The organism is Streptomyces sp. NPDC001787, assembly GCF_040297465.1.
Taxonomy (GTDB): domain Bacteria; phylum Actinomycetota; class Actinomycetes; order Streptomycetales; family Streptomycetaceae; genus Streptomyces.
This window is the reverse complement of sequence record NZ_JBEOZE010000032.1, coordinates 42,810-67,298: the sequence shown is the minus strand read 5'-3', so window position 1 is coordinate 67,298 and position 24,489 is coordinate 42,810. Positions and strand designations below refer to the sequence as shown.

19 protein-coding genes, 1 tRNA gene and 2 pseudogenes are annotated in these 24,489 nt (G+C 71.2%); 7 read left to right on the top strand and 15 right to left on the bottom strand.

Features of this window, described 5'->3' with window-relative positions; genetic code table 11:
- The first annotated feature begins 191 nt into the window (after window positions 1-191).
- On the top strand, window positions 192-1,208 hold the full coding sequence (locus ABT170_RS32630) for a TetR/AcrR family transcriptional regulator C-terminal domain-containing protein (RefSeq protein ID WP_351873425.1): 1,017 nt from the start codon (window positions 192-194) through the stop codon (window positions 1,206-1,208).
- 270 nt (window positions 1,209-1,478) lie between these two features.
- Window positions 1,479-2,858 (top strand): FAD-binding oxidoreductase, encoded by a 1,380-nt coding sequence (locus ABT170_RS32625; protein ID WP_351873422.1) that lies wholly within the window; start codon window positions 1,479-1,481, stop codon window positions 2,856-2,858.
- A gap of 112 nt (window positions 2,859-2,970) precedes the next feature.
- Here ABT170_RS32625 and ABT170_RS32620 read toward each other — a convergent pair whose 3' ends face one another.
- The 4 genes from ABT170_RS32620 to ABT170_RS32605 form a co-directional block, all read right to left on the bottom strand.
- A complete protein-coding gene (locus ABT170_RS32620; RefSeq protein WP_351873419.1) occupies window positions 2,971-6,783 on the bottom strand; it encodes an indolepyruvate ferredoxin oxidoreductase family protein in 3,813 nt (1,270 codons plus the stop codon).
- Window positions 6,784-6,971: 188 nt separating this feature from the next.
- Window positions 6,972-8,651: an FAD-dependent monooxygenase gene (locus ABT170_RS32615; protein WP_351873416.1), complete on the bottom strand. Its 1,680-nt coding sequence runs from the start codon at window positions 8,649-8,651 to the stop codon at window positions 6,972-6,974.
- Window positions 8,648-9,163, bottom strand: a complete 516-nt coding sequence (locus ABT170_RS32610) for a VOC family protein (RefSeq protein WP_329944915.1) — start codon at window positions 9,161-9,163, stop codon at window positions 8,648-8,650. Before ABT170_RS32610 ends, ABT170_RS32615 begins: the two co-directional genes overlap by 4 nt.
- A gap of 555 nt (window positions 9,164-9,718) precedes the next feature.
- The gene (locus ABT170_RS32605) at window positions 9,719-10,294 is read right to left on the bottom strand and encodes a TetR/AcrR family transcriptional regulator (protein ID WP_351873413.1); all 576 of its coding nucleotides are present in this window, start codon (window positions 10,292-10,294) and stop codon (window positions 9,719-9,721) included.
- A 148-nt stretch (window positions 10,295-10,442) separates the two neighbouring features.
- Here ABT170_RS32605 and ABT170_RS32600 point away from each other — a divergent pair, with 148 nt between their 5' ends.
- Window positions 10,443-11,309: a fumarylacetoacetate hydrolase family protein gene (locus ABT170_RS32600; protein ID WP_351873410.1), complete on the top strand. Its 867-nt coding sequence runs from the start codon at window positions 10,443-10,445 to the stop codon at window positions 11,307-11,309.
- Window positions 11,310-11,469: 160 nt separating this feature from the next.
- Here the strand turns inward: ABT170_RS32600 and ABT170_RS32595 are convergent, their stop codons facing one another.
- The 3 genes from ABT170_RS32595 to ABT170_RS32585 all read right to left on the bottom strand — a co-directional run bounded on the left by ABT170_RS32595 (window position 11,470) and on the right by ABT170_RS32585 (window position 13,165).
- Window positions 11,470-12,051, bottom strand: coding sequence for a TerD family protein (locus tag ABT170_RS32595; RefSeq protein ID WP_329944912.1), 582 nt, complete (start codon window positions 12,049-12,051; stop codon window positions 11,470-11,472).
- Between the two features lie 107 nt (window positions 12,052-12,158).
- Window positions 12,159-12,422: a twin-arginine translocase TatA/TatE family subunit gene (locus ABT170_RS32590; protein ID WP_351873407.1), complete on the bottom strand. Its 264-nt coding sequence runs from the start codon at window positions 12,420-12,422 to the stop codon at window positions 12,159-12,161.
- 167 nt (window positions 12,423-12,589) lie between these two features.
- On the bottom strand, window positions 12,590-13,165 hold the full coding sequence (locus ABT170_RS32585; protein WP_329944910.1) for a TerD family protein: 576 nt from the start codon (window positions 13,163-13,165) through the stop codon (window positions 12,590-12,592).
- A gap of 191 nt (window positions 13,166-13,356) precedes the next feature.
- Here ABT170_RS32585 and ABT170_RS32580 point away from each other — a divergent pair, with 191 nt between their 5' ends.
- Window positions 13,357-13,761, top strand: a complete 405-nt coding sequence (locus ABT170_RS32580) for a BlaI/MecI/CopY family transcriptional regulator (RefSeq protein WP_329944909.1) — start codon at window positions 13,357-13,359, stop codon at window positions 13,759-13,761.
- A 4-nt stretch (window positions 13,762-13,765) separates the two neighbouring features.
- Window positions 13,766-14,698 carry a M56 family metallopeptidase gene (locus ABT170_RS32575; protein ID WP_329944908.1) on the top strand — a complete coding sequence of 311 codons (933 nt, stop codon included), beginning with the start codon at window positions 13,766-13,768 and terminating at the stop codon, window positions 14,696-14,698.
- Window positions 14,699-14,907: 209 nt separating this feature from the next.
- Here the strand turns inward: ABT170_RS32575 and ABT170_RS32570 are convergent, their stop codons facing one another.
- The 4 genes from ABT170_RS32570 to ABT170_RS32555 all read right to left on the bottom strand — a co-directional run bounded on the left by ABT170_RS32570 (window position 14,908) and on the right by ABT170_RS32555 (window position 17,299).
- Complete coding sequence (locus ABT170_RS32570; RefSeq protein ID WP_329944907.1) at window positions 14,908-15,363, bottom strand: tellurite resistance TerB family protein; 456 nt, start codon at window positions 15,361-15,363, stop codon at window positions 14,908-14,910.
- A 100-nt stretch (window positions 15,364-15,463) separates the two neighbouring features.
- Window positions 15,464-16,495, bottom strand: a complete 1,032-nt coding sequence (locus ABT170_RS32565; RefSeq protein WP_351873444.1) for a sporulation protein — start codon at window positions 16,493-16,495, stop codon at window positions 15,464-15,466.
- Between the two features lie 46 nt (window positions 16,496-16,541).
- Entirely contained in the window at window positions 16,542-16,763 is a 222-nt protein-coding gene (locus ABT170_RS32560; RefSeq protein WP_351873402.1) for a hypothetical protein, read from the bottom strand.
- Between the two features lie 335 nt (window positions 16,764-17,098).
- On the bottom strand, window positions 17,099-17,299 hold the full coding sequence (locus ABT170_RS32555; RefSeq protein ID WP_329944905.1) for a superinfection immunity protein: 201 nt from the start codon (window positions 17,297-17,299) through the stop codon (window positions 17,099-17,101).
- Between the two features lie 309 nt (window positions 17,300-17,608).
- Here ABT170_RS32555 and ABT170_RS32550 point away from each other — a divergent pair.
- Together ABT170_RS32550 and ABT170_RS32545 are read left to right on the top strand one after the other, a co-directional pair.
- Window positions 17,609-17,782, top strand: a pseudogene (locus ABT170_RS32550) (hypothetical protein); the annotation flags it as partial.
- Between the two features lie 130 nt (window positions 17,783-17,912).
- On the top strand, window positions 17,913-18,344 hold the full coding sequence (locus ABT170_RS32545) for an NUDIX hydrolase (RefSeq protein ID WP_329944903.1): 432 nt from the start codon (window positions 17,913-17,915) through the stop codon (window positions 18,342-18,344).
- 134 nt (window positions 18,345-18,478) lie between these two features.
- Here ABT170_RS32545 and ABT170_RS32540 read toward each other — a convergent pair.
- From ABT170_RS32540 to ABT170_RS32525, 4 genes and pseudogenes are all read right to left on the bottom strand, one after another.
- A tRNA-Lys gene (locus ABT170_RS32540) sits at window positions 18,479-18,552 on the bottom strand.
- Between the two features lie 144 nt (window positions 18,553-18,696).
- Window positions 18,697-20,208 (bottom strand): amino acid permease, encoded by a 1,512-nt coding sequence (locus ABT170_RS32535; protein WP_351873398.1) that lies wholly within the window; start codon window positions 20,206-20,208, stop codon window positions 18,697-18,699.
- A gap of 423 nt (window positions 20,209-20,631) precedes the next feature.
- Entirely contained in the window at window positions 20,632-23,781 is a 3,150-nt protein-coding gene (locus ABT170_RS32530; protein ID WP_351873395.1) for an FG-GAP-like repeat-containing protein, read from the bottom strand.
- Window positions 23,782-24,153: 372 nt separating this feature from the next.
- Window positions 24,154-24,489: pseudogene (locus ABT170_RS32525) on the bottom strand (DEAD/DEAH box helicase); the annotation flags it as partial.

The window sequence follows — 24,489 nt, the reverse complement described above, 5'->3', positions numbered from 1 at the left end:
TACGGTGTACGCGCCCTGAATGTACGGCGTACGCGCACGCCTGCCAAGTGCACTTTTCCGCACCTGAACTAGTGCAGGGACGACGCCCTCCGTCTTCTCCCCTGCTAGTCTCTGCACTAGTACAGATCCAGTGCCCGAGAAAAGAACAACGCCACCTGCGAGAGATACGAGAGACAGAGGAGGAGCAGGGCATGACCGCGGACACCCAGCCCCCGTACCGGCGCATCGTCGGTGAGATCCGCCGCCGCATCACCACCGGCGAACTCGCCCCGGGCGACCGGGTGCCCTCGACCCGGCAGATCGCCAAGGACTGGGGCGTCGCCCTGGCCACCGCGACGAAGGTGCTCACCACGCTGCGTCTGGAGGGGTACGTGGAGACCCGCCCCCGGATCGGCACGGTGGTGGCCGCGGGGCACGCGCCCGCGACCGCTTCCCCTTCCCCTTCCCTTTCTCCTCCCGCGTCCCTCCCGAGTGCCCCCGGCGCCCCCTCCGTCTCCGTCTCCGTCTCCCCCTCCCCCTCCCCCTCCCCCGACCATGAGCTGACACGCGAGCGCATCGTGCGCGCGGCCATGCACATCGCCGACACCGAGGGCCTGTCCGCGCTCTCCATGCGCGGCGTCGCGGCGCGTCTCGGGGTCGCCGCGATGTCCCCGTACCGGTATGTGAAGAGCAAGGACGACCTGGTCCTGCTGATGGCCGACGCGGCCTTCGGCGAGGAGACGTACCCCGCGACACCTCCCGAGGGCTGGCGCGCCCGGCTCGAACTGTGCGCCCGGACCCTCTGGACCGTGTACCGCCGGCACCCGTGGCTGGCCCAACTCGCGCCACTTTCGCGCCCGTTGGTGCTGCCCAACCTGATGGTCCACGCGGAGTGCGCGCTCAGCGCTCTGGACGGCCACGGGCTGGAGCCGGCCACCATGATGGACGTCCATGTGCTGCTCTACAGCTATGTCCAGGGCCTCGCCGTCAGCGTGGAGCAGGAGGCCCAGGCCGAGGCGGCCACCGGGCAGAGCGAGGACGAATGGATGGCCGGTCAGGTGGAATCCCTTCGCGCCCTCGCCGGATCGGCCCGCTACCCCGTCTTCGCGAAGGTCTCCACCGCCCTCGCCGACGGCTACGACCTGGACCTGGACCTGCTGTTCGAGTTCGGACTGGGACCGCTGCTCGACGGCTTCGCGGGCATCGTCGAGGGCCACCGCCCGGGGTGATCGGCCGCCCCAGGAGATCGGCGGTACCCAGCAGCTCGGCGGTACCCGGAGGACCGGCCGCGCCCGGGTGATCGGCCGTGCCCGGGGAGCCGGAGAATTGCGGGACCCGTCGTCCGGCGGGAGCCTGGTGATACAGCCTTGCGGTGTCCGACGACGCCCGCGGCTCTCGGGGTGCCGAAGCGCCGGCGTACGACCGACCGGTCACCGACAGACGGCAGGGGGAAGCAGCCGGGTGTGTGTCGCGGTCCGCGCCACCCCGAGGAGAGGGCCATGGACGGTGCCACGCTCGAAACCATGAGAACCGCGTTGCGCGGGCCGGTGATCGGTCCGGAGGACCCGGACTACACGCAGGCACGCACCATCTACAACGCCATGATCGATCGTCGGCCCTCGGCCGTCGTGCGGTGTTCCGACGCGGCCGATGCCATGGCCGCCGTGGACTTCGTACGGGAGCACGGTCTCGAAGTGGCCGTCATGGGCGGCGGTCACAGCGGTGCGGGCCTGTGCCTGGTGGACGACGGGGTCACCATCGACCTGTCGCCGATGCGCGGCGTGCGCGTCGACCCGGCCGCGAGGACGGCAGAGGTCGGCGGTGGCGCCCAGCTCGGCGACCTCGACCACGCCGCCCACGCCTTCGGCCTCGCCACCCCGGCGGGCATCATGTCGACGACCGGCGTCAGCGGCCTCACGCTCGGCGGCGGGCACGGCCACCTCACCCGGGCGTACGGGCTCACCGTGGACAGTCTGCTCTCCGCCGATGTGGTGCTCGCCGACGGCGGCTTCGTCACCGCGAGCGCGACCGAGAACGCCGACCTGTTCTGGGCGCTGCGCGGCGGGGGCGGCAACTTCGGCATCGTCACCTCGTTCCGCTTCCGGCTCCACCCGGTGGACACCGTCGGCGTCGCGATCACGCTGTGGCCGCTCGACCTGATGCCCGAAGTACTGCGGTGGTACCGCGAGTTCCTGCCCGAGGCGCCGGACGAACTGAACGGCTTCTTCGCCACGCTGACCGTCCCGCCGGGCCCGCCCTTCCCCGAGGAGATCCACGGCCTGCCGATGTGCGGTGTCGTCTGGTGCTCGACCGGCGACCCCGACGGTCTCGACGAGGCCCTGGCCGCCGTGAACGAACCGGGCCCGTCCGCCTTCCACTTCACGACACCGATGCCCTACCCCGTGCTCCAGACCATGTTCGACGAGCTGATCCCGAAGGGCCTCCAGTGGTACTGGCGCGGGGCCTTCTTCGACCGGATCACGGAGGAGGCGATCGACGTGCACGCCAAGTACGCCGGGAACCTCCCCACCGACCTGACGACCATGCACCTCTACCCGGTCGACGCGGCGGCCGGCCGGGTCCCCCCGGACGACACCGCGTGGGCCTACCGCGACGCCGTCTGGTCCGGGGTCATCGGCGGCATCGACCCCGACCCGGCCAACGCCTCGGCGATCCGGCAGTGGGCGGTGGACTACTGGGAGGAACTGCACCCGTACTCCATGGGCGGTGCGTACGTGAACTTCATCGGCGCGGGGGAGGGACAGGAGCGCGTGCGGGCCACCTATCGCGACCACTACGACCGGCTGGCCGAGATCAAGCACAGGTATGACCCGCACAACCTGTTCCACGCCAACCAGAACATCGAACCGGCCGGGTGAGCGGGGCACTGTACCGGCCGGGTGAGCCTGGCACCGTACCGGCGGGAGAGCCGGCGGCAGCGGCCGGGTGAGCGGGCGAGAGTACCCGCTCACCCGGCCGTACGCCGGGGCGTCAGCGCGTGCCCGCGTGCGCCGGGGCGGAATCCCGTCCGGCGAAACGGCCCATCAATTCGTCCGCTTTGGCGCGGTACTCCCCGACCGCCGCCATCTTGATGCCCTCGTACCCGCGCACCACGTCGGGCAGTGCCGCGACCTCCACGGCCGACGGAAGATCCGCCGGGCTCAGCGTGCGGCAGATCTCCGTGATCATCGCCTCGTACTCGGTGATCAGCGCCCGCTCCGTACGGCGTACGGAAGCCGCGCCGAACAGGTCGAGCCGGGTGCCCCTGACATGGCGCATCGCGGCGAGGAGCCGGAACGCCGGCTTGAACCACGGGCCGAGCACGATCTTCCGCTCCATGCCCAGCGCCCGGAGCGCCGGCGGGTGAAGGCGGTAGGACATCCGCGCGCCCTCCCCGAAGCGGTCCTTCACCTCCTGCTCCACGGCGGGGTCCAGCGAGAGCCGCGCCACCTCGTACTCGTCCTTGTACGCCATCAGCTTGTACAGGTGCCGGGCCACGGTCCCGGTGAGTTCCGCCGAGCCGGGCACCCTCTCCTCCTCGGCCCGCCGCACCCGCTCGACGAACCGGGTGTAGCGGGTGGCGTAGGCGGCGTTCTGGTACGCGATGAGGTCGGGCACCCGGACGTCGAGCAGCCGGGCCAGCTCCGAGCCCGGCGCCGCGCCGACCTGGGCGATCAGCCCGGCCGCGACGGCGGACACGGACGGCCGGGGAGCCTTCGGCCCCTCCGCCGCCGCCAGGGCCTCGGCGAACCCCGCGGGGTCGGCGATGGCCAGACGGCCGTAGCGGAAGGCCTTCAGGTTCTCCTCGACCTTCACCCCGTTGAGGGTGATCGCCTCCTCGACGGCCTCGGCGGGCAGGGGCAGCGCGCCGGACTGGTGGGCCGCGCCGGTGAGCAGCAGGTTGGCGTACTGGTCCGCCCCGAGCAGGGTGTTGGCCAGGTGCCGGGCGTCGAGGAACACGGCCGTGCGCGTGGCCTCGCGGATACGGTCCCTGATCGGTCCGGCGGCCGGGAACGACGCCTGCGGGTCGATCACCATCTGACCGGTGGGGACCTCCGCCGTGGAGACGACGGCGACCGTACGGGAGGGGGCCGCCGCGGCGAGGTTCCCGGCGTCCGCCGCGACGAGCAGGTCGCAGCCGAGGTAGAGGTCGCACTCCGCCTCGGCCGCCTTGCCGGCCTGCGGGGTGGGCTCGTCGGTGATCTTGATGTCGGAGACGACCGCGCCCCCCTTCTGCGCGAGCCCGGTCTGGTCCAGGGCCCTGACGTGGCGTCCGGCGAGTGCGGCGGCGGTGCTCAGGATCTGCGCCAGGGTGACGACACCGGAACCGCCCACCCCGGTGATCCGTGTGGTGTGCGAAGCGGTGGGCCGGTGCGCGGGCTCCGGCAGGCGGGCGGCGTCGGGCATCGGGACGGTCCGGGCCGCCGGAGCCGCACCGGACTTGCCGGGAGCCGCACCGGACTTGTCTGAGGCCGCACCCGCCTTCCCGGGGGCCGCACCGGACTTCCCCCTGGCCGGGACGACGGTGAGGAACGAGGGGCAGTCGCCGGCCAGGCACGAGAAGTCCTTGTTGCACGAGGACTGGTCGATCCGCGTCTTGCGGCCGAACTCCGTCTCCACGGGCTGGACCGACAGGCAGTTGGACTTACGGCCGCAGTCGCCGCACCCCTCGCACACCCGCTCGTTGATCATGATCCGTTCCACGGGATCGGGGGCGAGCCCGCGCTTGCGCTTGCGGCGCAGCTCGGTGGCGCACTCCTGGTCGTGGATCAGCAGGGTGACGCCGGGGACGGCCGCGAGGGTCTCCTGTGCCTCGGTCAGCCGGTCCCGGTGCCAGACCCGTACCCCCTTGGGGAGCTTCACCTTCCGGTACCGCTTCACATCCTCGGTGGTGATGATGATCCGGGCGACCCCCTCCGCGAGGAGTCCCCCGGCGATGGCGGGCACCGTCATCACACCGGCCGGCTGCTGCCCGCCGGTCATGGCGACCGCCGAGTTGTACAGCAGCTTGTACGTGACGTTCACCCCGGCCGCGACCGCCGCCCGGACGGCAAGGCTCCCGGAGTGGTGGAAGGTGCCGTCGCCGAGGTTCTGGATCAGGTGGTTCCGCTCCAGGAACGGTTCCATGCCGATCCACTGGGCGCCCTCGCCGCCCATCTGCGTCATGCCGATCACCTCTCCGGCCTGGGCCGGGTCCATGAGCGTGACCATGGCGTGGCAGCCGATACCGGCGCCGACGGTCGACCCCTTCGGAGCCTTGGTCGACAGGTTGTGGGGGCAGCCGGAGCAGAAGTACGGGGTGCGGGTCACCAGCGGCAGCAGCGACAGGAGCGCACGCCCGCCCTTGGCGGCCCCGGCTCCCCCGAGCTGCGGGTCCGTGGACCGCGCGCCCCCGGTCCGCACACCGAGGGCCGCCAGCGTGGGTGCGAGCCGTGCGGCGATCGTGTCGGGGTCGAGCTCTCCGTCCAACGGGAACAGGGCGCTGCCGTCCGCGGCCCGCTTCCCGGAAACCGTCGGCATGGCCTCGGAGCCGTAGAGCAGATCCTTGACCGCCGTCTCGATCAGCGGGCGCTTCTCCTCCACCACGACGATGTGGCGCAGCCCGGCCGCGAACCGTTCGACCACCGTCGGTTCGAGGGGATGGATCATGCCGAGGTGCAGCAGGCGGACGCCGTGCCGGGCGAGTCCGGCGTCGTCGAGTCCCATGCCGGTCAGCGCCTGGCGCAGGTCGAGATAGGTCTTGCCGGGGGCGATGATCCCGACGCGGTCGTCCGGACCTGTGCGGGTGATCCGGTTGAGGCCGTTGACGGCGGCGTAGCGCCGGGCGATCTCCAGGCGGGCGCCGTCCCTGCTCCGTTCCAGTTCACCGAGGGCCGGCTGCACCATCCGGGCGGCCACGGCGTGCCGGACCGGGGTGCCGTCGACGTAGAGATCCGGCACCACCGGCGAGACGCGCCCGGCGCCCACGTCGACCGTGCCGGAACCGTCGGCGACCGCGGTCACGATCTTCAGCGCGACCCACAGTCCGCTGACCCGCGACATGGCGACGCCATGGAGCCCGAAGTCGAGCGCCTCCTGCGGATCGGAGGGGTAGAGCGTGGGAATCCCGAGGTCGGCCAGGAGCAGTTCGGAGGCACCGGGCACCGTCGAGGACTTCGCGGCGGGGTCGTCGCCGACCAGGGCGAGCGCACCGCCATCGGGGTGCGTACCCATCAGGTTGTTGTGCCGCAGGGCGTCCGACGCCCGGTCCAGTCCGGGCGACTTGCCGTACCAGATGCCCGTGATGCCGTCGACGCGCTTGTCCGGCTGCATGGCCGCGAGCTGCGTCCCCTGCACCGCCGTGGCCGCCAGTTCCTCGTTGACACCGGGCCGGAGGACGACGTCGTACTCGTCGAGCAGTTCCCGGCAGCGCTCCAGCTCCATGTCGTAGCCGGCCAGGGGCGAGCCCTCGTAGCCGGACACGAAGGCGGCGGTACGGCGCCCGGCCCGGCGGTCCGCCCGGCGCAGGTCGAGGGTCAGCCGGGCGAGCGCCTGGATGCCCGTGAGATGGAGGCTGCCCTCCTCGCGCACGTACCGGTCCTGAAGCGTCGGGCGCGCGGCCTTCGGCGTCTCCGTACGGTCGTCATGGTCGGATCGGTCCGTACGGGCGTCATGGCCGGATCGGTCCGTACGGTCGTCACGGTCGGATGGGTCCGTACGGTCGTCACGGTCCGTACGGTCGCCGAGACCGGCGTGACCCGTGCGGTCGTTGTGGTCCGCGTGGTCTGTGCGGTCCTTCTTGTACTTCTTGTCCTTGTGGTCCATGTGCTTTCCTCCCGCGATGACATCGGCGGTCAACGGCGTACGGGCCGTGCGAGAGGGGGCCCGGCGGACGGCGGACTCACCGCCGGCCGGGCCCCTGTGCACGTGTCGTACCGGAATACAGCTGTGCTGCTGAACGGGCGGCCACCCCGGGCGTCGTCCGGCCCGGCCCGGGTCACGGCCCGCCCGGTCTAGGCGGCGGCCCGGGTCGCGGTCAGCAGCTCGTACAGCGCCGCGCTCAGGGAGTCCTCGCAGGTTCCCTCGGCGCTGCTCCACGCGATGTGTCCGTCGGGCCGGACGAGGACGGCTCCGTCCGCCGGGATACCGAGCTGTTCCAGTCCGGTGCCGTCGGTGCTGACGATGTCCCGGCCGACCACGACGGTGTGCGACGGCACGCTCTCGGCCACCGCCGCGAAGGCGTCGGCCCAGACCCCGCCGGCGGGACCGACGATCAGCGTGAAGCCGGGGATCAGGAGGTCCAGCGTCGACACCCGGGCGTCGGCCCGTTCGACCCAGGCGTGCGGGAGCCGGGCGCCGCGCACCGCGGACGGGCGGAAGTCGGTGGCGGAGGGCGGGGCGTCCGTCGCTTCCGGCCGGCCGGGCCCGTAGACGTAACCGATCTCCTGGTTGAGCGCGTCGAAGTGCGGCCGCTGGACCGGGATGGCCGCCGCGAGCCGCCTGCGCGCTTCGGCCGCCACCTCCGGGTCCGGGCTTTCGAGACGCGCGGCGATGTCGCCGGTGTCCGGTCCGATGCCCGCGTCAGCCATCTTGAGCGCGTTGCCCACGCTGTGGCGTGCGTTGTCCAGGGCGACCGGGCGGCGTTCGCTCTCGTAGCTGTCGAGCAGGTCCTCGGGCGCCCACCCGTTGATCACCGCGGCGAGCTTCCAGGCGAGGTTGTCCGCGTCGGCGAGGCCGGTGTTCATGCCCAGCCCGCCTGTCGGGGGGAACTGGTGCGCGGCATCGCCCGTCAGGAAGACACGGCCGCTGCGGTAGTGCTTCGCGGTCCGCGCCGCCATGGTCCACGGCCCCACGGCCCGGATCTCCACGTCGAGTTCGTCCACGCCGACCGCGTCGCGGATGATCTGCGCGCACCGCTCGGGCGGATAGTCGGCCGGTGACTCGGTGGCCGGGTCGAAGCTCCGCTGGAAGGTCCACCGGCGGTCGCCGTCCATCCCGATGAAGACCCCGGGGGAGACCGAGTTGATCGCCCAGATCAGCAGCGCGGGATCACGGCTCGTCCAGGGGGACAGGTCCGCGTGGAAGTAGATGTTGAGCTGGTGGCCCAGTACCGGCGGCCCTTCGAGCCCGATCCCGAGCGCGTCGCGGATCACGCCGGTCGCACCGTCGGCCGCGACCGCGTAACGCGCCCGGAGCGTCTCCTGCCGCTGCCCGCTCTCCACCGCCACCTCGACGTCGCCGCCCCGGTCGGTCACGTCGAGGACGGTGGTGTCGTAGCGGAGCGTGGCCATGCCCTGGGCGAGCACCGCGTCCAGGAGGTGCTGCTGCACGCGGTCCTGGGCGCAGGAGGTGAGCACCTCGGGGGACGCGTCGATGCGGCGCAGAATGTCCTCGCCGGGGCCGTCGGCCAGGTTGATGCGGCCGAGGTCGCGCCCGGACAGGGTCTGTTTCCACCGGATGTTGTGCGTCCACTCCGGGTCGACCGCGTCCCTGAGCACCGCGTCCGTGACGCCCCAGGCCCTCAGCAGCTCCATGGACCGGGTGTTGACGACGTGGGCCCGGGGGTGCGGGTTGACACCGGAGTACCGCTCGCACACGACGCTGCGTACGCCGTGCCGGCCCAGTACCAGCGCGGTGGCCAGCCCCACGGGGCCGGCACCGACGATGAGTACGGGGGTGTCGGTGACGGTCATGACTGCTTGACCAGTTCCGCGAAGGGCTCACCCGACTCGAAGCGGCGGACCAGTTCGTCCGGATCGAATTCGACCCCGATCGGGTTGTCGGCGAAGGCCCCGGAGCGGAACCACGCGTCGAGCTCCGCCTCCGTGGCGAAGTTGTCGATCTGCAGCTCGATGTGGTTGCCGTCGGGGTCGGCGAAGTACATCGACGTGGTCGGCCCGTGGTTGATGCACCAGAACGGATGGACCCCGTCCGCCTTCAGCCGCCGGTAGGTGCCGAGCAGGTCATCCAGTGTGTCGTAGGTGAAGGCCGCGTGGTGCAGACCGGTGTGCGACTCACCCGGCCGTTCCGAAGCCCCGGTACCCACGAGCGCGATCCGATGGTGCTCGTCGTCGTAGGTGAGGAAGGCGATGAAGCCGTTGGAGAACGTGACGCGGCCTTCGAGGACCCGTACGTACCACTCCGTCATCTCTGGAACCTGACCGGTCCGGAAGACGATGTGGGCGAGTTTGCCTGGAGAAGCCATGACGGCAACCTCCTCATCGAGGGCAGAAACAGCCTTCTTGGCTGCCATACAAGAGGAGCATAGGGACGCTCTTGTGTGGCAGTCAAGAGAACGGGGCGCGGGCCTCCCGTGGCGGGCACGCGAAATCCGCCGGTCACCGGCCGTCGAGGGCGGTCGCGGCATTCACGGCGTACGGGAGAGGGATGGCAACGCACGGAAAGCTCGCCGGGGCCCGGGGCGTCACGGGGGCCTCCGGCTCCATGGCTTCCGGCACCGGGCCTCCAGCGCCGGGGCTTCCGGCTCCAGGGCTTCCGGCACCGGCGCGCAGATCGACGCCCGGCGGCGCGGGGTGGACCCGGCGCGCGGGGGCGGCTCACGGCGCACGATCCCCGGTGGCGCGGGTCAGCACACGGCCCCACGGACCGGGCTCACGGCACACGCGGGGCAGGGCTCAGCGCGGGGCGGGTGCGCGCCGGTGCGCGCCGACGACGGCGCTCAGCGCGGCGCGGCGCGGCGCTCAGCGCCAGCGCGAGGTGGGGCAGCGCTCAGCGCGGGCGGCGCCCAGCGCGCGGTGGGTCAGCTCACGGCGCGCGCGGCGGCGGCGGCCACCAGCGCCTCGGTCAGCAGCTCGACGAGCTCACAGGTCTCACGGTCGCTCCTGCGCACACTGACCAGCAACCCCTCGAACAGCACATGCGCGGTGTCCGCGACGAGCCCGACGTCGGCCCCCTCGGGCAGCCGGGTCGCGATGGACGCGAGCAGGCGCTCCTCCAGCCACTCCTGCATCCGGGCATAGGTCTCGCCGAGCGCCTTCGACTCGACTATCCGCTCGTACGCCTCCCGGTGCAGCCCGCGATAGGGCTCCATGTCGGCCAGCAGGGCCACCAGCTCGCGCTGCGGATCGCCGCCGACCCCGGGGTCCGCCTCCACCCGGGCACGCACCTGCGCGAAGAAGCGGTCGATCGCCGCCGCGAACAGGTCGTCCTTGGTCGGGAAGTACCAGCGCACGGCATTGGCCGCGACCCCGGCCGCCCGGCCGACCTCGGCCACGCTGGTCGCCTTGTACCCCTTGGCCGCGAAGAGCTCCCACGCGTGCTCGACCATGGCGGCCTCGCGCTCGGCCCTGGGGATCTGCTGTCGGTTACGTGGCATGCCAAAGAGCCTATGCCGAATACCCCGACCCCCGGTCACGGCCGGTGAACACCCCTTGACGAGCGGACGCCCATCATCTTGACTCTGAAACAAGAAGACTCTTGCTTTTGAAACAAGAGCATCGGCCGGCCGGACAAAGGGGTTCGTGATGCGTCTGTACAGCACCGATCTGGGCATCGCCAGGGAGGACAGTCCCGGAGAACTGTCCCTGCTCGATCTGCCCTTCGCGGACCTGGACACGCTTCTGCGGGGCCCCGGCGTCGAAGCGGCCGGGCCGGCGCCGGTCACCGGCCGCACCCCGCTCGACCGGGTGAGGGTGCACGCACCGGTGGGCCGGCCGGGCAAGGTGCTCATCGTCGGCCTCAACTACCGCAGCCACGCGACGGAGGCGCTGGAGATGATCGCCTCCATGGGGCGGGGCCCTCTCGCCCTCCCCGAGGAACCGAACTTCCAGGTCGTGGCGGGGTCAGCCGTGATCGCGCCCGGCGCGGACATCGTGCTCCCGGCGGTCGCGGCGACCCGGGTCGATTACGAGGGCGAGGTGGCCGCGGTCATCGGACGTACCGCGACAGCCGTGTCCCCCGCCGACGCCGGACAGCATCTCGCGGGTCTGACGATCACCAACGACGTGACCGCCCGCGACATCCAGCGCCGTGCGATGTCCGGGGACCCGACCGCCTCCATCGGCGTCGCCAAGAGCTTCGACACATTCAAACCGCTCGGCCCGTGCCTGGTGACCCCGGACGAGTTCGGTGAGCCGCTCGACCTGCGGCTGCGTACCCGGGTCAACGGCGAACCCCGCCAGGACGACCGGACCAGCAGCTTCATCCACCGGCTGCCCGAGCTGATCTCGTACCTCTCGCACTATCTGACCCTCGAACCGGGCGACGTGATCTGCACCGGTTCGCCGAGCGGCGCCGGATTGTTCTCCGACAGCTTCCTGCGCCCCGGCGACGTGGTGGAGGTGGAGGTGGAGGGCATCGGAACGCTCCGCAACCAGGTCGCCGGGGCCTGACCGACCCCACGGACCGCCACCCCCGCCTCGTCACAGAAGCGACCGGAGGTACGAGGAGAGGCTTCAGAGGCAGGGGTTCACACCCAAGACCTCGGCGGAGCGGCCCACACCCGAGGCCTCACAGGTGAGGTTTCACACCTGAGACCTCACACCTGCTACCTCACAGGTGAGGTGTGAGCGACGGCATGAGGTCCTGGAAGGTACGGCCGTCCGCCGGGCTTCCGATGGCCGCCATCTCCCAACCCGTGCCGCTGCGCCGCACCTTGGCCATGATCTGGGCGGTGTGACGGCCGCCTCCGGTGAGGGTGTAACGGGCCAGTTCCTGCCCGTTGGTCTCGTCGACCAGCCGGCAGAAGGCGTTGTCGACCTCTTCGAAGGTCTGGCCGGTGAAGGAGTTCACGGTGAAGACGATCTGGTCGATGTGGACGGGGACGCGCTGAAGGTCCACGACGATCGACTCGTCGTCGCCGCCCTGCCCCGCGCCGCCGACGCGGTTGTCCCCGGTGTGGCGTACGGAACCGTCGTCACTCACCAGATGCTGGAAGAAGACGACGTCCACCGGCTGCTTCTCGGCGAAGAGCACCGCCGAGGCGTCCAGGTCGATCTCGCGGGCGGTGAGCCGGGCGAGGAACCCCTTGCGCGCCGCGGCCTTCCAGCCCAGTCCCATCCGTACGACGGTCAGGGCGCCGCCGTCGGACTTGCTGAGGCTGATCTGCTGACCCTTGGTCAGGTTTACGGACATGTGCCGCCTCTTCGTTGGTTCGGATGGGCCTCGTACGCATGCTTCGCACGCATGCTCGTACGCACGGACTTCGTACGCGTGGACTTCGTACGGTGATGCTGACAGGTTCAGACGGGCCGGGCAGGTCCGCCGCCCGTACCGTCACCCGGCCGCACGTCGGCACCGTCCACCGGCTGGGCCCGGATGACGCCGGGGGCTGCCGGCTGCGCCTGCGGGCCGGCGGCGGAACCCTCGGACTTCATCGCCTTGGCCTCGCTCTTGAGGATGCGCGCCGCCTTGCCCGCGTTGCGGGCCAGGTCCGGGAGTTTCTTCGCGCCGATGACGATCAGGACGACGATCAGGAGTATGGCGAGTTCGCTGATTCCGAACACCGGGATCCGCTCTCTTGAAGTGGCCGTGAAGGACGAGACACACGAGACGCACGGGACGGGTGCGGGGGCCGGGGCCGGGGCGCACGGAACGGAGGGCGCCGGAAGCGTGGGCCCGCACCCCGCGTCCGGCGCCCCGCGCCCTTCGGCTCGCCGCCCGCTACAACAGGTCAGACATTGACGCCGAAGTCCTTGGCGATACCGGCGAGCCCGCTCGCGTACCCCTGGCCGACGGCGCGGAACTTCCACTCGGCGCCGTTGCGGTACAGCTCGCCGAAGACCATGGCGGTCTCCGTGGCGGCGTCCTCGGACAGGTCGTAGCGGGCGAGTTCGGCGCCACCCGCCTGGTTGACCACACGGATGAAGGCGTTGCGCACCTGACCGAAGCTGTGTCCTCGGCTCTCGGCGTCATGGATCGACACCGGGAAGACGATCTTCGCCACACCGGCGGGTACGGCGGCCAGGTCGACCTTGATGACCTCGTCGTCGCCCTCGCCCTCACCGGTCAGGTTGTCACCGGTGTGCTCGACCGAGCCGTCCGGGCTGGTGAGGTTGTTGAAGAAGACGAAGTGCTGGTCGGAGAGGACCTTCCCGGCCTCGTCGACGAGCAGGGCGCTGGCGTCGAGGTCGTAGTCGGTGCCGGTGGTGGTGCGGACGTCCCAGCCGAGACCGACCAGTACGGCCGTCAGCCCCGGGGCCTCCTTGCTGAGCGAGACGTTGCCGCCCTTGGCCAGGCTGACACCCATGTCGTACCCCTATCCCGCGTATGTGCCGTGCAGAGGAGCCGGGTCCGTTGCCCGGGTCCCGGTAACAGTCTCAAAATCTACAGGACTGTAGAAGGAGAGGGGAGGGCCGACGGCCGGTACAGGGCTCTTCCGGCCAGTACGATGAACCGCCCCGCAGCGGTGTGCGGGCCACGAGGCGGGAGGGAGACGGCATGACCGACCGGAACCAGGACGGTGCCGCCCGGCATCCCCGCCGCCGTGGCCAGGGAGAGCTGGAATCGCTGGTGCTGGCGGCGCTGCGACAGGCCCCGGGCCCGGTGAACGCCGCCTGGGTGCAGGAACGGCTCACCGGCGACCTCGCGTACACCACCGTGATCACCATCCTCACGCGTCTGCACGCCAAGGGAGCGGTGGCCCGTGAGCGGACCGGCCGGTCCTTCGCCTGGACACCGGCCGCCGACGAGGCCGGGCTCGCGGCACTGCGGATGCGCAAGGTGCTGGACGGGGAGTCGGACCGCGAGGCAGTCCTGGCCAGTTTCGTCACCACCTTGTCCCCGGGGGACGAGGAGCTGCTGCGCGGCCTGCTCGCCGAGACGGCCGACGACGCGGAAGACTGACGACATGGGCGTGTTCGTCTTCCTGCCGCTCGTCCTGCCCCTGAGCGCGTGGCCCATCGCGCGCCTGGCCGAGCAGCATCTGCATCCGCGCGCCGCCACCCTGCTCCTGACGGCGGTCGCCGCCGTCCTCGCGGTGTGCAGCACGCTGTGCCTCGCGCTGCTGATGGTCGTCGGTACGGCGCAGCTGCCGGGCAACCCGTTGCCGGACGCCTGGTCGGATCCGGAGGTGCGCGAGGCACTGCCGTACGACGAGGTGGCGGGCAAGGTGGCCATCCCCGCCCTGATCGCCGTGCTCGCCTCGTGCGCGCGGACGGTGTGGCGGCACCATCGCGTACGGCGCCGGGCCGGCCAGGCACTGGCGTGGCTGCCCCCGAGGCCGGTGGCGGTGCTGCCGGACGAGACGCCGTACGCGTACGCGCTGCCGGGCGGCCGGCGCGACCGGATCGTGGTGACGACCGGCATGCTGGCCGGTCTGAACGCTCCGGAGCGCCGGGCGCTGTTCGCTCATGAGCGTGCCCATCTGTCCGGCCGCCACCACCGCTTCCTGCTGGCCGTGCAGATCGCCGCGCGGGCCAACCCGTTTCTGCGGCCGCTGCGTACCGCCGTGATCTACACGGCGGAACGGTGGGCGGACGAGGACGCGGCGGCGGCGGTCGGCAGCCGGCGCGCCGTGGCCCGCGCGATCGGCAAGACGGCTCTGATCTCACGCGGCGCGCCCGTCGCCACGCTCGCGGGTTTCGCGGCGGTCGGGCCGGTGCCGCGGCGGATGGCCGCCCTGCTCGGGCCGGCCCCCGCCGCACGCGTATGGCCCTCCGTGTTCACCACGGTGGGGCTGGCGGCCTGGGGAGCCGCGGCGGGCACGACCGTATCGGCGCTGTCCTCCGCGAATGCGGCGATCACGCTCTACCTGGTCCTGCACGCGGCGACACCGATGTAACCCGTGGTGCGGGGCGGAGCGGACGGCGCGACGGCCGGTACAGACTTCCGGCTACGGACCTACAGGGCTTCCAGGCCCAGGCCCCCTGGCCCTCCGGCTCCCCTGGCCTTCCGGACCCCGGCCTTCCGGCCCTCCGGGACTGCCGGACCACCCCGGGTCTTCCGGCCCTCCGGATCCCCGGCCCGCACGCCTCCCGGGCTCTCCGGTGCCTACAGGTCGAACTCGTGCGGCGGCAGATCGAGCGCGAAGCACGCCTCGCGGACGATCGCCTGCTCGGACTTGTCGAAGTCGCCGTCGGCGCCGCCGATGACGATGCCGATCTGGATGACGGCACGCGCCTCCGCGGGCTTCTTCTTCGCCTTGGCGATCTCCTGCATCACGCTGACCTTGCCGAAGGCGAAGTCGGCGGCGAGCTTGTTGAGGTTGTCGTCGAAGCGGCGCTGGAGGTCGTCCGCGGGGAAGTTCTGGAGCACCTCGTTGGACGCGATGAGCTGGGCGACGCGCTGCCGCTCGGACGGGTCGACGGAGCCGTCGGCGGCGGAGACGAGCGCGCACATCGCCATGCTGGCGTCCCGGAACGCGCCGCTCTTCAGGTCGTTCTTCTTCGCCATGAGCTGGGTCTGCATCGTCGACGCAGATTCCTTGAAACGGTCCCACAGGGCCATGAGAACTCCGTATGTGTAGGGCCGTCCGGACCGGATGGAGCGCCCGGACGACCGGTTTTTCTACATTTACGTAGAAGCTATCAGGGGTGACGAAACGGCCTCAGCCCTCGTCGCCCTCTTCCTCGTCGCCTTCGAAGAAGTCGCCGACCTCGTCGACGACCTCGGCCGCGACCATTCCGCCGACGACGCCGACGGCGAGTCCGGCCGCGCCCGCCGCCACGACCGTGCCCATACCCGGTCCGGAGCGCCGGCCGTGCTCGTCGCCCTGATGATGCTCACCGTGGTGATGTCCGGCGTCGCCGAAGTGGCCGCCCCGGTACGGATCCTGGTGCCCGTACGCCCCATGGGAACCGTACGAGTCCCGGTGCTCCACCAGCCGGCTCATCCAGGCATCGATCTCGGCGTTCCAGTCACGGTGCCCGACGTCCTGGTGACTCACGGTGAACCGGGTGATCACGTCCTGCCCCTCGGTGAAGAGGCCACCGCGCTTGTCCGCCTCCAGGACCACCTCCATCCCGCCCGGGTTCGCGAGGAAGGTCACCTCGATCTCGTTGACCGCGTGCGCGTAGCGCGCCGAGGGTGTGAGCTCGACCTCCTGGTAGAAGGGCAGCTGCTGGCCGGTACCGCGGATCCGCCCCAGCTCCAGATCGGCGGACCTGAAGCCGAAGCCGCTCTGCCCGAAGGCTTCGAGCACGGCTTCCTGCACCGGCAGCGGACGCACCGCGAGCGGGTCCAGGTCACCCTTGTCCCTGGCCCCCGCCACCGACAGTTCGGTACGCACACCGAGGACGATCCCGAGCTGCTGACCGTGGAGTTCGGTGACGGGCGTCTCCCACGGCAGCGTCATGCCGAAGGGAACACTGCGCTCCTCCCCCGCGGCGAGGCGGAAGTTCCCGCCGACGGCGACGCGGTCGAAGACCACGACGCCCTCGTGCTCACCGTCCTCGTGCTCGGCCTCCACCCTGGCGACCAGCTCCAGGGTGATCTGCTCAATGGTGAAGTCGGCGTCGCCGCCCCTGAGATGGACCTGCCCGGCAAGGCTTCCGCCGGGCAGCACCGTGCCCGCGTCGAGAACCGTGTCCACCGTGGGCCCGCCCACACCGAGCGAGCCGAGCAGCCGTTTGAACACCATCGTGGCGTTCACTCCTTCTTTCTCTGCGTGCGGTTTCCCGCGCCGCCTACTTGGAGGCCGTGTCCAGGGCGGCCAACGCCTGCGCCCAGCGCGCGTACTTCAGGTCGGCCAGATCGGCGACCGACGTGACGCCGAACGCCTCCTGGAGCAGCTCGCCGTCCCGGTCCGAGACGCCCTTCAGGGCGGACACGGGGGCGGCGAGGATCTCCGGCAGGCCCTTGTCCGCCCACGCCTTGTCCAGCACCTTGTCCAGGTCGATCGAAGCCATGACGGTCCTCCTACGGAATGCGGATGGATGGTGCGCGCGACGGTCCAGGAACGGCGATCGGCCGGCGACCGGCCCGGTCGCGCGCACGGCGAAGCAGGAAGTCCGAGCCGTCCCGGACTTCATCTACACGCCTGTAGAAGCATAGGGCCGCAAGGCGGCGGCCGAGACGGATTCCGGAGACCCAAGGGCACTCAACTCACCCCCGGCGCAAAGAGAACAGCCCCTCCCGAACACGCGGGAGGGGCTGTTCTCGTTCCGCCCACGGAGGGCGGGGCAAAACCGGAGCCCGGCGACGGCACGATCCCCCCTCGCCGATGAACCGCTGAGCACCGAAGTCACGCCGTGGTGGTCACCTTGGCCTTGCGCAGAGCCAGGAAGAGGGCCAGCACCCACCCCAGGAACGTCGCGCCGAAGAGGACGTTGATGACCAGGACCAACCACCGGTTATCCGTCTGGCGGTTGAAGGCGATCAGGGACGGCAGCAGGTAGACCGCCGCTCCGAGAACGCCCAGAACCAGGGTCACCAGTATTTCCATGAGTCTCCTTCGACAGGTCGGCCGGATCGGTCAGCGTATCCGGCGGACATGACCTCGCCCGGTCCGACGAACAGTCAATCGCCGCGATCCACAAGGGATCAGGCATGAACCGGACCGGACACGCAGCGGACCACGACCCCTCCGCGGATTCCTCCCGACCGGCCGAGGAACGGGCCCTGCCCGATGAAGAAGGACCGCCTCGACCTCATGGTCCCCGTACGCGCGGAAATGGCCCCACCCTGGGCGGGCAGATCGACGCCTTTACCCGAGTGATTCCTCCGGCGTGCGATCCACGTGCGCTCGGAGCTGATGAATTGCGGCGGCACGGTCGAGGAAGTCGCGCCAGGTGGTCATGGCGCCATCCAGGTCGAGGCCGAGAACACCCTCCCCGCCCGGCACCGCGCGCGGCCGGAGGACCAGATCAAGCGCCAGTGCGCCCCGCGCCGTGGCAGGCCCGGGGATGTCGCGGCCCTGGTGGCGTTTCTCGTGGGCCCCTCCGCCTCGTTCATCACGGGGCAGTCCGTCCACGTCGACGGTGGCTGGCTGGCTGCTGCTGCTGCTGCTGCTGCTGCTGCTGCACTGAGACCACCAACAAGCAAGGAGACAAACCGAAATGATGGAACGAGTCCGCGCCGTCCTCGTCACCGCCGACGACACGATGCTGGTCATCCGCCGCACCAGGCCCGGCATCCCCGAATACTGGGTGCTCCCCGGCGGCGGCGTCGAACCCGGCGACGCGTCCCGGGAGGCCGCCCTCCACCGGGAGATCCACGAGGAGATCGCGGGGAAGGCCGACATCATCCGCCTCCTCCACACGACGGAGTCGGACGACGAGCGCCAGCTCTTCTACCTCACCCGCATCACGACCTGGTCCTTCGACGACCGCACCGGCCCCGAGTTCAGCGCCGAAGGCCGCGGCGAATACGCACTGGAGGAGATCCCGCTGACCCTGGAGGGGCTCGACGCCATCGACCTCAAGCCCGAGGAGATCGCCCACGTCCTACGAGGGGCCATCAGCGCCGGAAGCCTCGGAGCCGAGGCATAGCTCTGATCCCTCGCGTACTTCCACACTCCACCAGGGCCGGCACCGAGATGATCTACGAAGAAGCGCCCCGCCCGGCCGAAACCGATCGGGGCGCTCCACCACAGGTCAGGGGGCTTCCCCTGCCCCGCTCTCGGTAGGCCGTGTGGGACTCGAACCCACAACCAACGGATTAAAAGTCCGCTGCTCTGACCAATTGAGCTAACGGCCCCTGGCACATCACCCCCGAGCATAGCCCCCGGGAGCCCGGCAGCCGATCCGGTATCGGGTGCCGGGGGCTGTCGTCCCGGGCGGAGGGCGGTCAGGATGCGGTCACTGCGGGGATTCGTGGGGAATCGTGCGCCGGTGATCCGGGTCATCGGCGCTGCCGGTGGTTCCGGAGGCGCCGGGGCCCTCGGAGGTGGCAGGTGCGCCGGGGCCCTCGGAGGTGGCGGGGGGCCCCGGGGATGCCGTCGGTCGCTGGGGGCTGCGCGGTGCCGGCGGGTTTCAGGAACCAGTGCCTGGCCGAGGCCAGCCACCACGTCGCCGCGAAGCCGAGCACCACCAGGACCGCGATCGGGGCGTAGTTGAAGGTCTCCGGGGTGACCGGGGACACCTGGGGCAGCATGAACAGCACCGTGATGATCACGACCCAGGTCACCGCGACGATGCCGACCGGGCGGGACCAGCGGCCGAGGTGCCAGGGGCCCCGGGCGAAGTCGTCGCCGCGCAGGAGGCGGAGCAGGGTGGGGATGACGTAGGCGATGTAGAGGCCGATCACCGCGATGGAGGTGACGGCGGCGTACGCGGTGACGTTGATCAGGTACGGGAGGCCGAGGGCCAGGGCTCCCAGTGCGGCCAGCCAGACCGCCGCGACGGGGGTCCGGGTGCGCGGGCTGACCGTGTGCCAGACGCGGGAGAACGGAAGGGCGCCGTCGCGGGAGAAGGCGTAGATCATGCGGCTGTTCGCGGTGACCGAGGCCATGCCGCAGAAGAGCTGGGCCCCGATCACGACCAGCAGCAGGAGTTTGCCGGTGGTGGCGCCGAGGGCGTCCAGCAGGATCTGGGCGGGCGGGGCGCCGGTCGGGGACGTGAGGGCGCCCTCGTACGACTGGATGGCGAAGGTGAAGCCGAGCAGGAGGACGAACCCGGCGATCCACGAGGTCCAGATGGACTGGACGATGCCGCGCGGCCCGGCCACGGCGGCGTCGTGCGTCTCCTCCGTCATGTGCGCCGAGGCGTCGTAGCCGGTGAAGGTGTACTGGGCCATCAGCAGGCCGATCATCACGACGTAGAAGCCGCTGCCCCACCCCGTGTTGTTGACGAACTCGGTGAACACGTACGACGCCGACCGGTGCGAGTCCGGTACGAAGGTCAGGGCGCCGACGATGACGGCCACCCCGACGACGTGCCACCAGACGCTGACGCTGTTGAGGAACGCCACGATGCCGACGCCGAACGTGTTGAGGAGGCCGTGCAGCACCAGGATCGCGGCGAAGAGCAGGATCGTCCGGCCGGGCGTGACCTCGAAGCCGAACTGGAGGTTCAGATAGGCCCCGAGGAAGGACGCCGCCCCGAAGTCGATCCCGGCGGTGACGGCGACCTGGCCGAGCACGTTGAACCAGCCCGTGAACCACGCCCAGGCCGCCGCCGAGCGCGGCGGGGCGAGACGGTGGGCCCAGAAGTACAGGCCCGCGGAGGTCGGGTACGCCGAACAGATCTCCGCCATCGCCAGCCCGACGAACAGCGTCATCAGGCCGACCCCGACCCAGCCCCAGGTGATGACGGCGGGTCCGCCGGTGTTCATCCCGAACAGATACAGCGTCAGACAGCCGGAGAGCACCGAGATGATCGTGAACGAGACGGCGTAGTTGGAGAAGGCCGACATCCGGCGGGCCAGGACCTGGGTGTACCCGAGTTCGGCCAGCCGTGCCTCGTCCGACCCTGGGGAAGGCGGCGATCCGGGGGAAGCCGGCGGTCCGGACGGGGGCGGTGACGCGGATGGTGCCGGCGGTTCGGACGAGGCGGACAGGGCGGGTAAGGCGGATGACGCGGGCGAGGCGGGCGGTTCGGACGAGGCGGATGACGCGGGCGAGGCGGATGACGCGGACGGTCCCGGTGGTCCCGCCTGTGGCGCGGGTGAGTCGTTTGTCATGCCCCCAGCGATTCCCTCACCGGGGGCATGACATGCGTACGGCGTGCCCCGGGCCCTGCCCGGCACGTCCCGGCCGGCCCCGCCCCCTCCGGGCGCACGGGACCGGGCCGGCCGGAGGTCCTCAAGGCCGTCCCGCAGTCCCTGGCGGGCGAGCCTCTAGAACACGCCCTTGTACACCTGCCAGCCGGACGCGATCTGCGTCCGCCCGCCGAATGTCCCGTTGCCCCTGCCGTCGGTGCGGAACAGCCGGCCGGACGTGTCCCGGGTGAGGAGATCGGCCTTGCCGTCGCCGCTGATGTCCCCGACGCCGACGACCGCGTCGTACGAGGCGCCCCATTTCTTGGCGATCAGCACCCGGGAGCCGAACTGGCCCGAGGCCTTGCCGTAGTAGCGCCACACGTTCTTCGACTTGTCCGTGGCCAGCAGATCGCCGTGCCCGTCACCGTTCAGGTCGCCCACACCCACGATCCTGGTGTACGTCCACTTCGAGCGGATCTTGCGGCCCGGGGCCAGGGTCGCGTTGCTCCTCGCCGGGAACAGGTACACATCCCCGGTCTTCTTCTTCCAGCCCAGCAGATCGGCCCGCCCGTCGCCGGTCAGGTCACCGGGGGAGGTGAGCGTCCGGTACGCCTGGAATCCCGTGCCCAGCTTCGTGTACGGGGACTTCGGCGTCAGCGCCTTCCCGCAGCCGGGCCGATAGCCGCGCAGCGTGCCGTCCGCCATCCGTACCAGCACGTCGTTGCACCGGTCGTTGTCGAGATCGCCGAAGGGAACCGCGAGGGCGGACGTCGGCCAGCCCGAACCGCTGGTCTTCCCGGAGAGCTTCCCCGCCCCGTCGCCGCGCTGCAGCGTGAACGAGCCCTTGGAGTTCAGCGTCAGCACGTCGGCGAAACCGTCGCCCGAGTGGTCGCGGAGCACCGCGGACCCGCCGGTCAGCCGGATCGCCCCGGTCGTCACCGCCGCCCCCGCGCCGTCCGCCGGACGCGCGGTCAGGGTCCAGGTGTAGACCCCGTTGGGCAGCAGGCCGCCCGCCGCCGTACGGCCGTCCCAGGACGCGGCGAGGGAGTGGTCGGCCGCCCCGCCCGAGCGGGTGGCCACCGTACGGCCGGTCGCCCTGCTCCGGAGGTCGAGTGTCCAGGACCCCACGGGCCTGGACAGCCACCACTGGCCGCGCCAGGCGACGGGAGTGGCGTCCGTCTCGGCCGTCGCCGTCACCACGCTGTACGTGGAGGTGAGCGGGGGAACCGGGGCCCCGGCGCGCAGCACCCGGATCCCGTCGTTCGCGCGGAAGGCGATGTCGCCGGTACGGACGTCGAGCGAGGGCAGGCGTCCGGGACCGAGCGGATACCGCACGGCCGTGGCCCCCCGCACGTCGTACCGGGTGACCTGGCCGCCGTCCGCCACCAGTACGGCCCCCTGGCCCAGCCGGGCCTCACCGTACTGGGCGATCGGGTCGAGCGAGGTGTGCTGCCGGGTACGCGTGTTGTACACCCCGGCGGCCTCGTGCGGGGCGCCGGGGACGTAGCACCGCCAGAACAGCCACTCCCCCACCGCCTGGATGCCGCTCACGTCGGTGCAGCCGCTGCCGACGGTCGCCGTCGTCAGTTTCGCCCCGGTGCGCACCTGCCGCGCCGTCAGCGTCATCTTCCCCGCGACCGGCGGGGCGGACGTCCACAGGGTGTCGCCCCACAGGGCCGCGGGAGTGTCGGGCTCGTCGCGGACGACGGTGCCGTTGTCGATGTCGATGACCCGCAGCCTCCGCGGGGCATTGTCCTTCGGCCTGCCGCTGATCAGGACGAGGTTTCCGGAGGCGCCCCGGACGAGGGCTCCGTCGATGCTGCCGCCCGGGGCGGCCACGAGGCCGGTCGGCCACTGCGCGCCCGGGAAGGTCCCCTTGCCGTCCACCACGGAGAGCGCTCCGTGGTGGTCCGGTGTGGCGCTGACATGGACGAGACGCCCGTCGCCGGTGGCCACGAGTTCGGGGCAGTACGTCTGCTTGCCGCCGCAGGTCTTCAGGCTGCCCTGGAGGCTTCCGCGGTCCGTACGGGGCCCATGGCCCGGGGCCGCGGAGGTGAGCCCGTACGTGTAGGCCGCCGTGCGCTCGTCCCCGTACTCGACCGAGGTGACCTGCCCGTCGTCCACCAGCAGACGCTGGGTGGCCATCGGCACGGGGGCGATCGGGAGCACCTTGGCCACCCGTACCTCGCCGGAGGGCTGCGCCGTGATGGCCTGGAACCCGTAGTCCAGGGCGGATGCCCCGCCCATGACGACCATCCCGCCGTCCGGGCGCGTCGCCAGCCGGTCCTTGACCGCGCGGGCCAGGAGTTCGCGCTCGGGCGAGCCGTCGAAGGGCGCCGCGGAGATACGCCACTGGGCGGCGTCCATCTTCTTGGGACCGTAGGCGGGATCGTGCCGGGCGACGATGAGCGAGTCGCCCACCGCGCCGAGGATCACCGCCGACCTCCCCGGCATCCTGGCCACCTCGAACGAGTCGTCGAACTTCCCGGCCTCGTAGAGGCGTACGCCGTTCTCCCGCCCATGGACCACCATGCGGTTCCCGGCGACCACGGGCGTACCGAGCGTGTCCTCGGGCAGCAGGATCATATGTGCCGTGGCGAGGTCCACCCACCCGTATCGGGTCCGCTCCTCGCCGGGCACCGTGACAGCGCTCAGGAATCCCCGTGCCCCGGCCCGTTGCCCGCTGTCGATCTCCGCGCCTTCGGGCACTCCCGTCACCGGACGGTCCACGGTGGTGGTGCCGTCCGCGGTCAGCAGATGCAGCCCGGTCGCGGGCCCGCCGCCGGGCCGGGACCCGACCTGGGTGACGACCGTCTCGCCGACGGTCATGACGTAGCGCTGGCCGGACGGGACGGTGACCCTCGTCTGGTCGGCGCCGGGCATGGCACGCAGCGAGACATCGCCGCCTCCGACGGCCGGCAGCGCCACCGTGTCCGAACCGCTGCCGAAGAACTCGACCGGGTCGACCTGCGGATCGTTGCCGCGCGCGTCGACCGGCCGGGTCCTCGATCCGTCGTACGCCGTCCACTCCAGCCGGCGTTCGCCCGGACCGGCGCCGAGGTGGAGGAAGCCCGTCGGGCCCGCGTTCATCACGCTGCTGACGCCCGGTGTCGTCCGCATCTCCACCGGAATCGTGATGTCGGCGGGTGCGACGGCGGCGGGGACGGAGACGGCGGCGCCGGCCGCAACGGCGTTCGGCACCGCTCCGGCGTTCGGCGCCGCACCGGCCCCGGCCGCGAGCACCACCAGAGTCACCAGCGCCGTGCCGCCACGTGGATGTCGAACCACGAAAAGAGCCCCCTCGTCCCGAAGAAGTCGAGGGGGCGTGCGGCATCGCGCGGCCCGACACGGCGAACGCGGTGAGCACAACGGACGCGACGAGCACGGCGAACGCCGTGAACACGACGAGAACGATGAATCAGGCAACGACCGCACGCCCGTGGAGGGGAGGCCGCAACCCCCCGGCCACGCCCCGCCCCGCATTCGCGTGCCTGTCCGCGCCCCCCAGACAAGTCGCCGGATATTAACAGCTGTTCCGCTTGTGTGGAAAAAGAAAAGAAAGCGGGCCCGTCCGTGAAGGACGGGCCCGCTTCAGCAGGTCTGCCGAGATCAGGTCTGCCGAGTCGCTGAGCCGCGGCTCAGCAGGTCAGCGGTACGCGATCAGCCGTTGCGCTTCCAGCGCGGCTTGTCGTCGCGGCGGCCGAACGAACCGGTGTTGGTGCCGGTGTTGGCACCACGGTGGTCATCACGGCGGCCGGTCGGACGGTCGCTGCCGCCGGAGCGGAAGCCACCCGAGGGGCGGTCGTCGCGACGGTCACGGTTGAACGGACGGTCGCTGCCGCCGGAGCGGAAGCCACCCGAGGGGCGGTCGTCGCGACGGTCACGGCTGAACGACGGACGGTCGTTGTCACGACGCTCGAACGAACGACCACCACGGTCGCCACCACGGTCATCACGACGGTCACCGCCACCGGAGCGGAAGCCACCGGACGGACG

Excerpts from the sequence above, each read along its gene's own strand:
- ABT170_RS32630 (WP_351873425.1), top strand. The coding sequence starts at position 192 with ATGACCGCGGACACCCAGCCCCCGTACCGGCGCATCGTCGGTGAGATC.
- ABT170_RS32625 (WP_351873422.1), top strand. The coding sequence starts at position 1,479 with ATGGACGGTGCCACGCTCGAAACCATGAGAACCGCGTTGCGCGGGCCG.
- ABT170_RS32620 (WP_351873419.1), bottom strand. The coding sequence starts at position 6,783 with ATGGACCACAAGGACAAGAAGTACAAGAAGGACCGCACAGACCACGCG.
- ABT170_RS32615 (WP_351873416.1), bottom strand. The coding sequence starts at position 8,651 with ATGACCGTCACCGACACCCCCGTACTCATCGTCGGTGCCGGCCCCGTG.
- ABT170_RS32610 (WP_329944915.1), bottom strand. The coding sequence starts at position 9,163 with ATGGCTTCTCCAGGCAAACTCGCCCACATCGTCTTCCGGACCGGTCAG.
- ABT170_RS32605 (WP_351873413.1), bottom strand. The coding sequence starts at position 10,294 with ATGCCACGTAACCGACAGCAGATCCCCAGGGCCGAGCGCGAGGCCGCC.
- ABT170_RS32600 (WP_351873410.1), top strand. The coding sequence starts at position 10,443 with ATGCGTCTGTACAGCACCGATCTGGGCATCGCCAGGGAGGACAGTCCC.
- ABT170_RS32595 (WP_329944912.1), bottom strand. The coding sequence starts at position 12,051 with ATGTCCGTAAACCTGACCAAGGGTCAGCAGATCAGCCTCAGCAAGTCC.
- ABT170_RS32585 (WP_329944910.1), bottom strand. The coding sequence starts at position 13,165 with ATGGGTGTCAGCCTGGCCAAGGGCGGCAACGTCTCGCTCAGCAAGGAG.
- ABT170_RS32580 (WP_329944909.1), top strand. The coding sequence starts at position 13,357 with ATGACCGACCGGAACCAGGACGGTGCCGCCCGGCATCCCCGCCGCCGT.
- ABT170_RS32575 (WP_329944908.1), top strand. The coding sequence starts at position 13,766 with ATGGGCGTGTTCGTCTTCCTGCCGCTCGTCCTGCCCCTGAGCGCGTGG.
- ABT170_RS32570 (WP_329944907.1), bottom strand. The coding sequence starts at position 15,363 with ATGGCCCTGTGGGACCGTTTCAAGGAATCTGCGTCGACGATGCAGACC.
- ABT170_RS32565 (WP_351873444.1), bottom strand. The coding sequence starts at position 16,495 with ATGGTGTTCAAACGGCTGCTCGGCTCGCTCGGTGTGGGCGGGCCCACG.
- ABT170_RS32560 (WP_351873402.1), bottom strand. The coding sequence starts at position 16,763 with ATGGCTTCGATCGACCTGGACAAGGTGCTGGACAAGGCGTGGGCGGAC.
- ABT170_RS32555 (WP_329944905.1), bottom strand. The coding sequence starts at position 17,299 with ATGGAAATACTGGTGACCCTGGTTCTGGGCGTTCTCGGAGCGGCGGTC.
- ABT170_RS32545 (WP_329944903.1), top strand. The coding sequence starts at position 17,913 with ATGATGGAACGAGTCCGCGCCGTCCTCGTCACCGCCGACGACACGATG.
- ABT170_RS32535 (WP_351873398.1), bottom strand. The coding sequence starts at position 20,208 with ATGTCGGCCTTCTCCAACTACGCCGTCTCGTTCACGATCATCTCGGTG.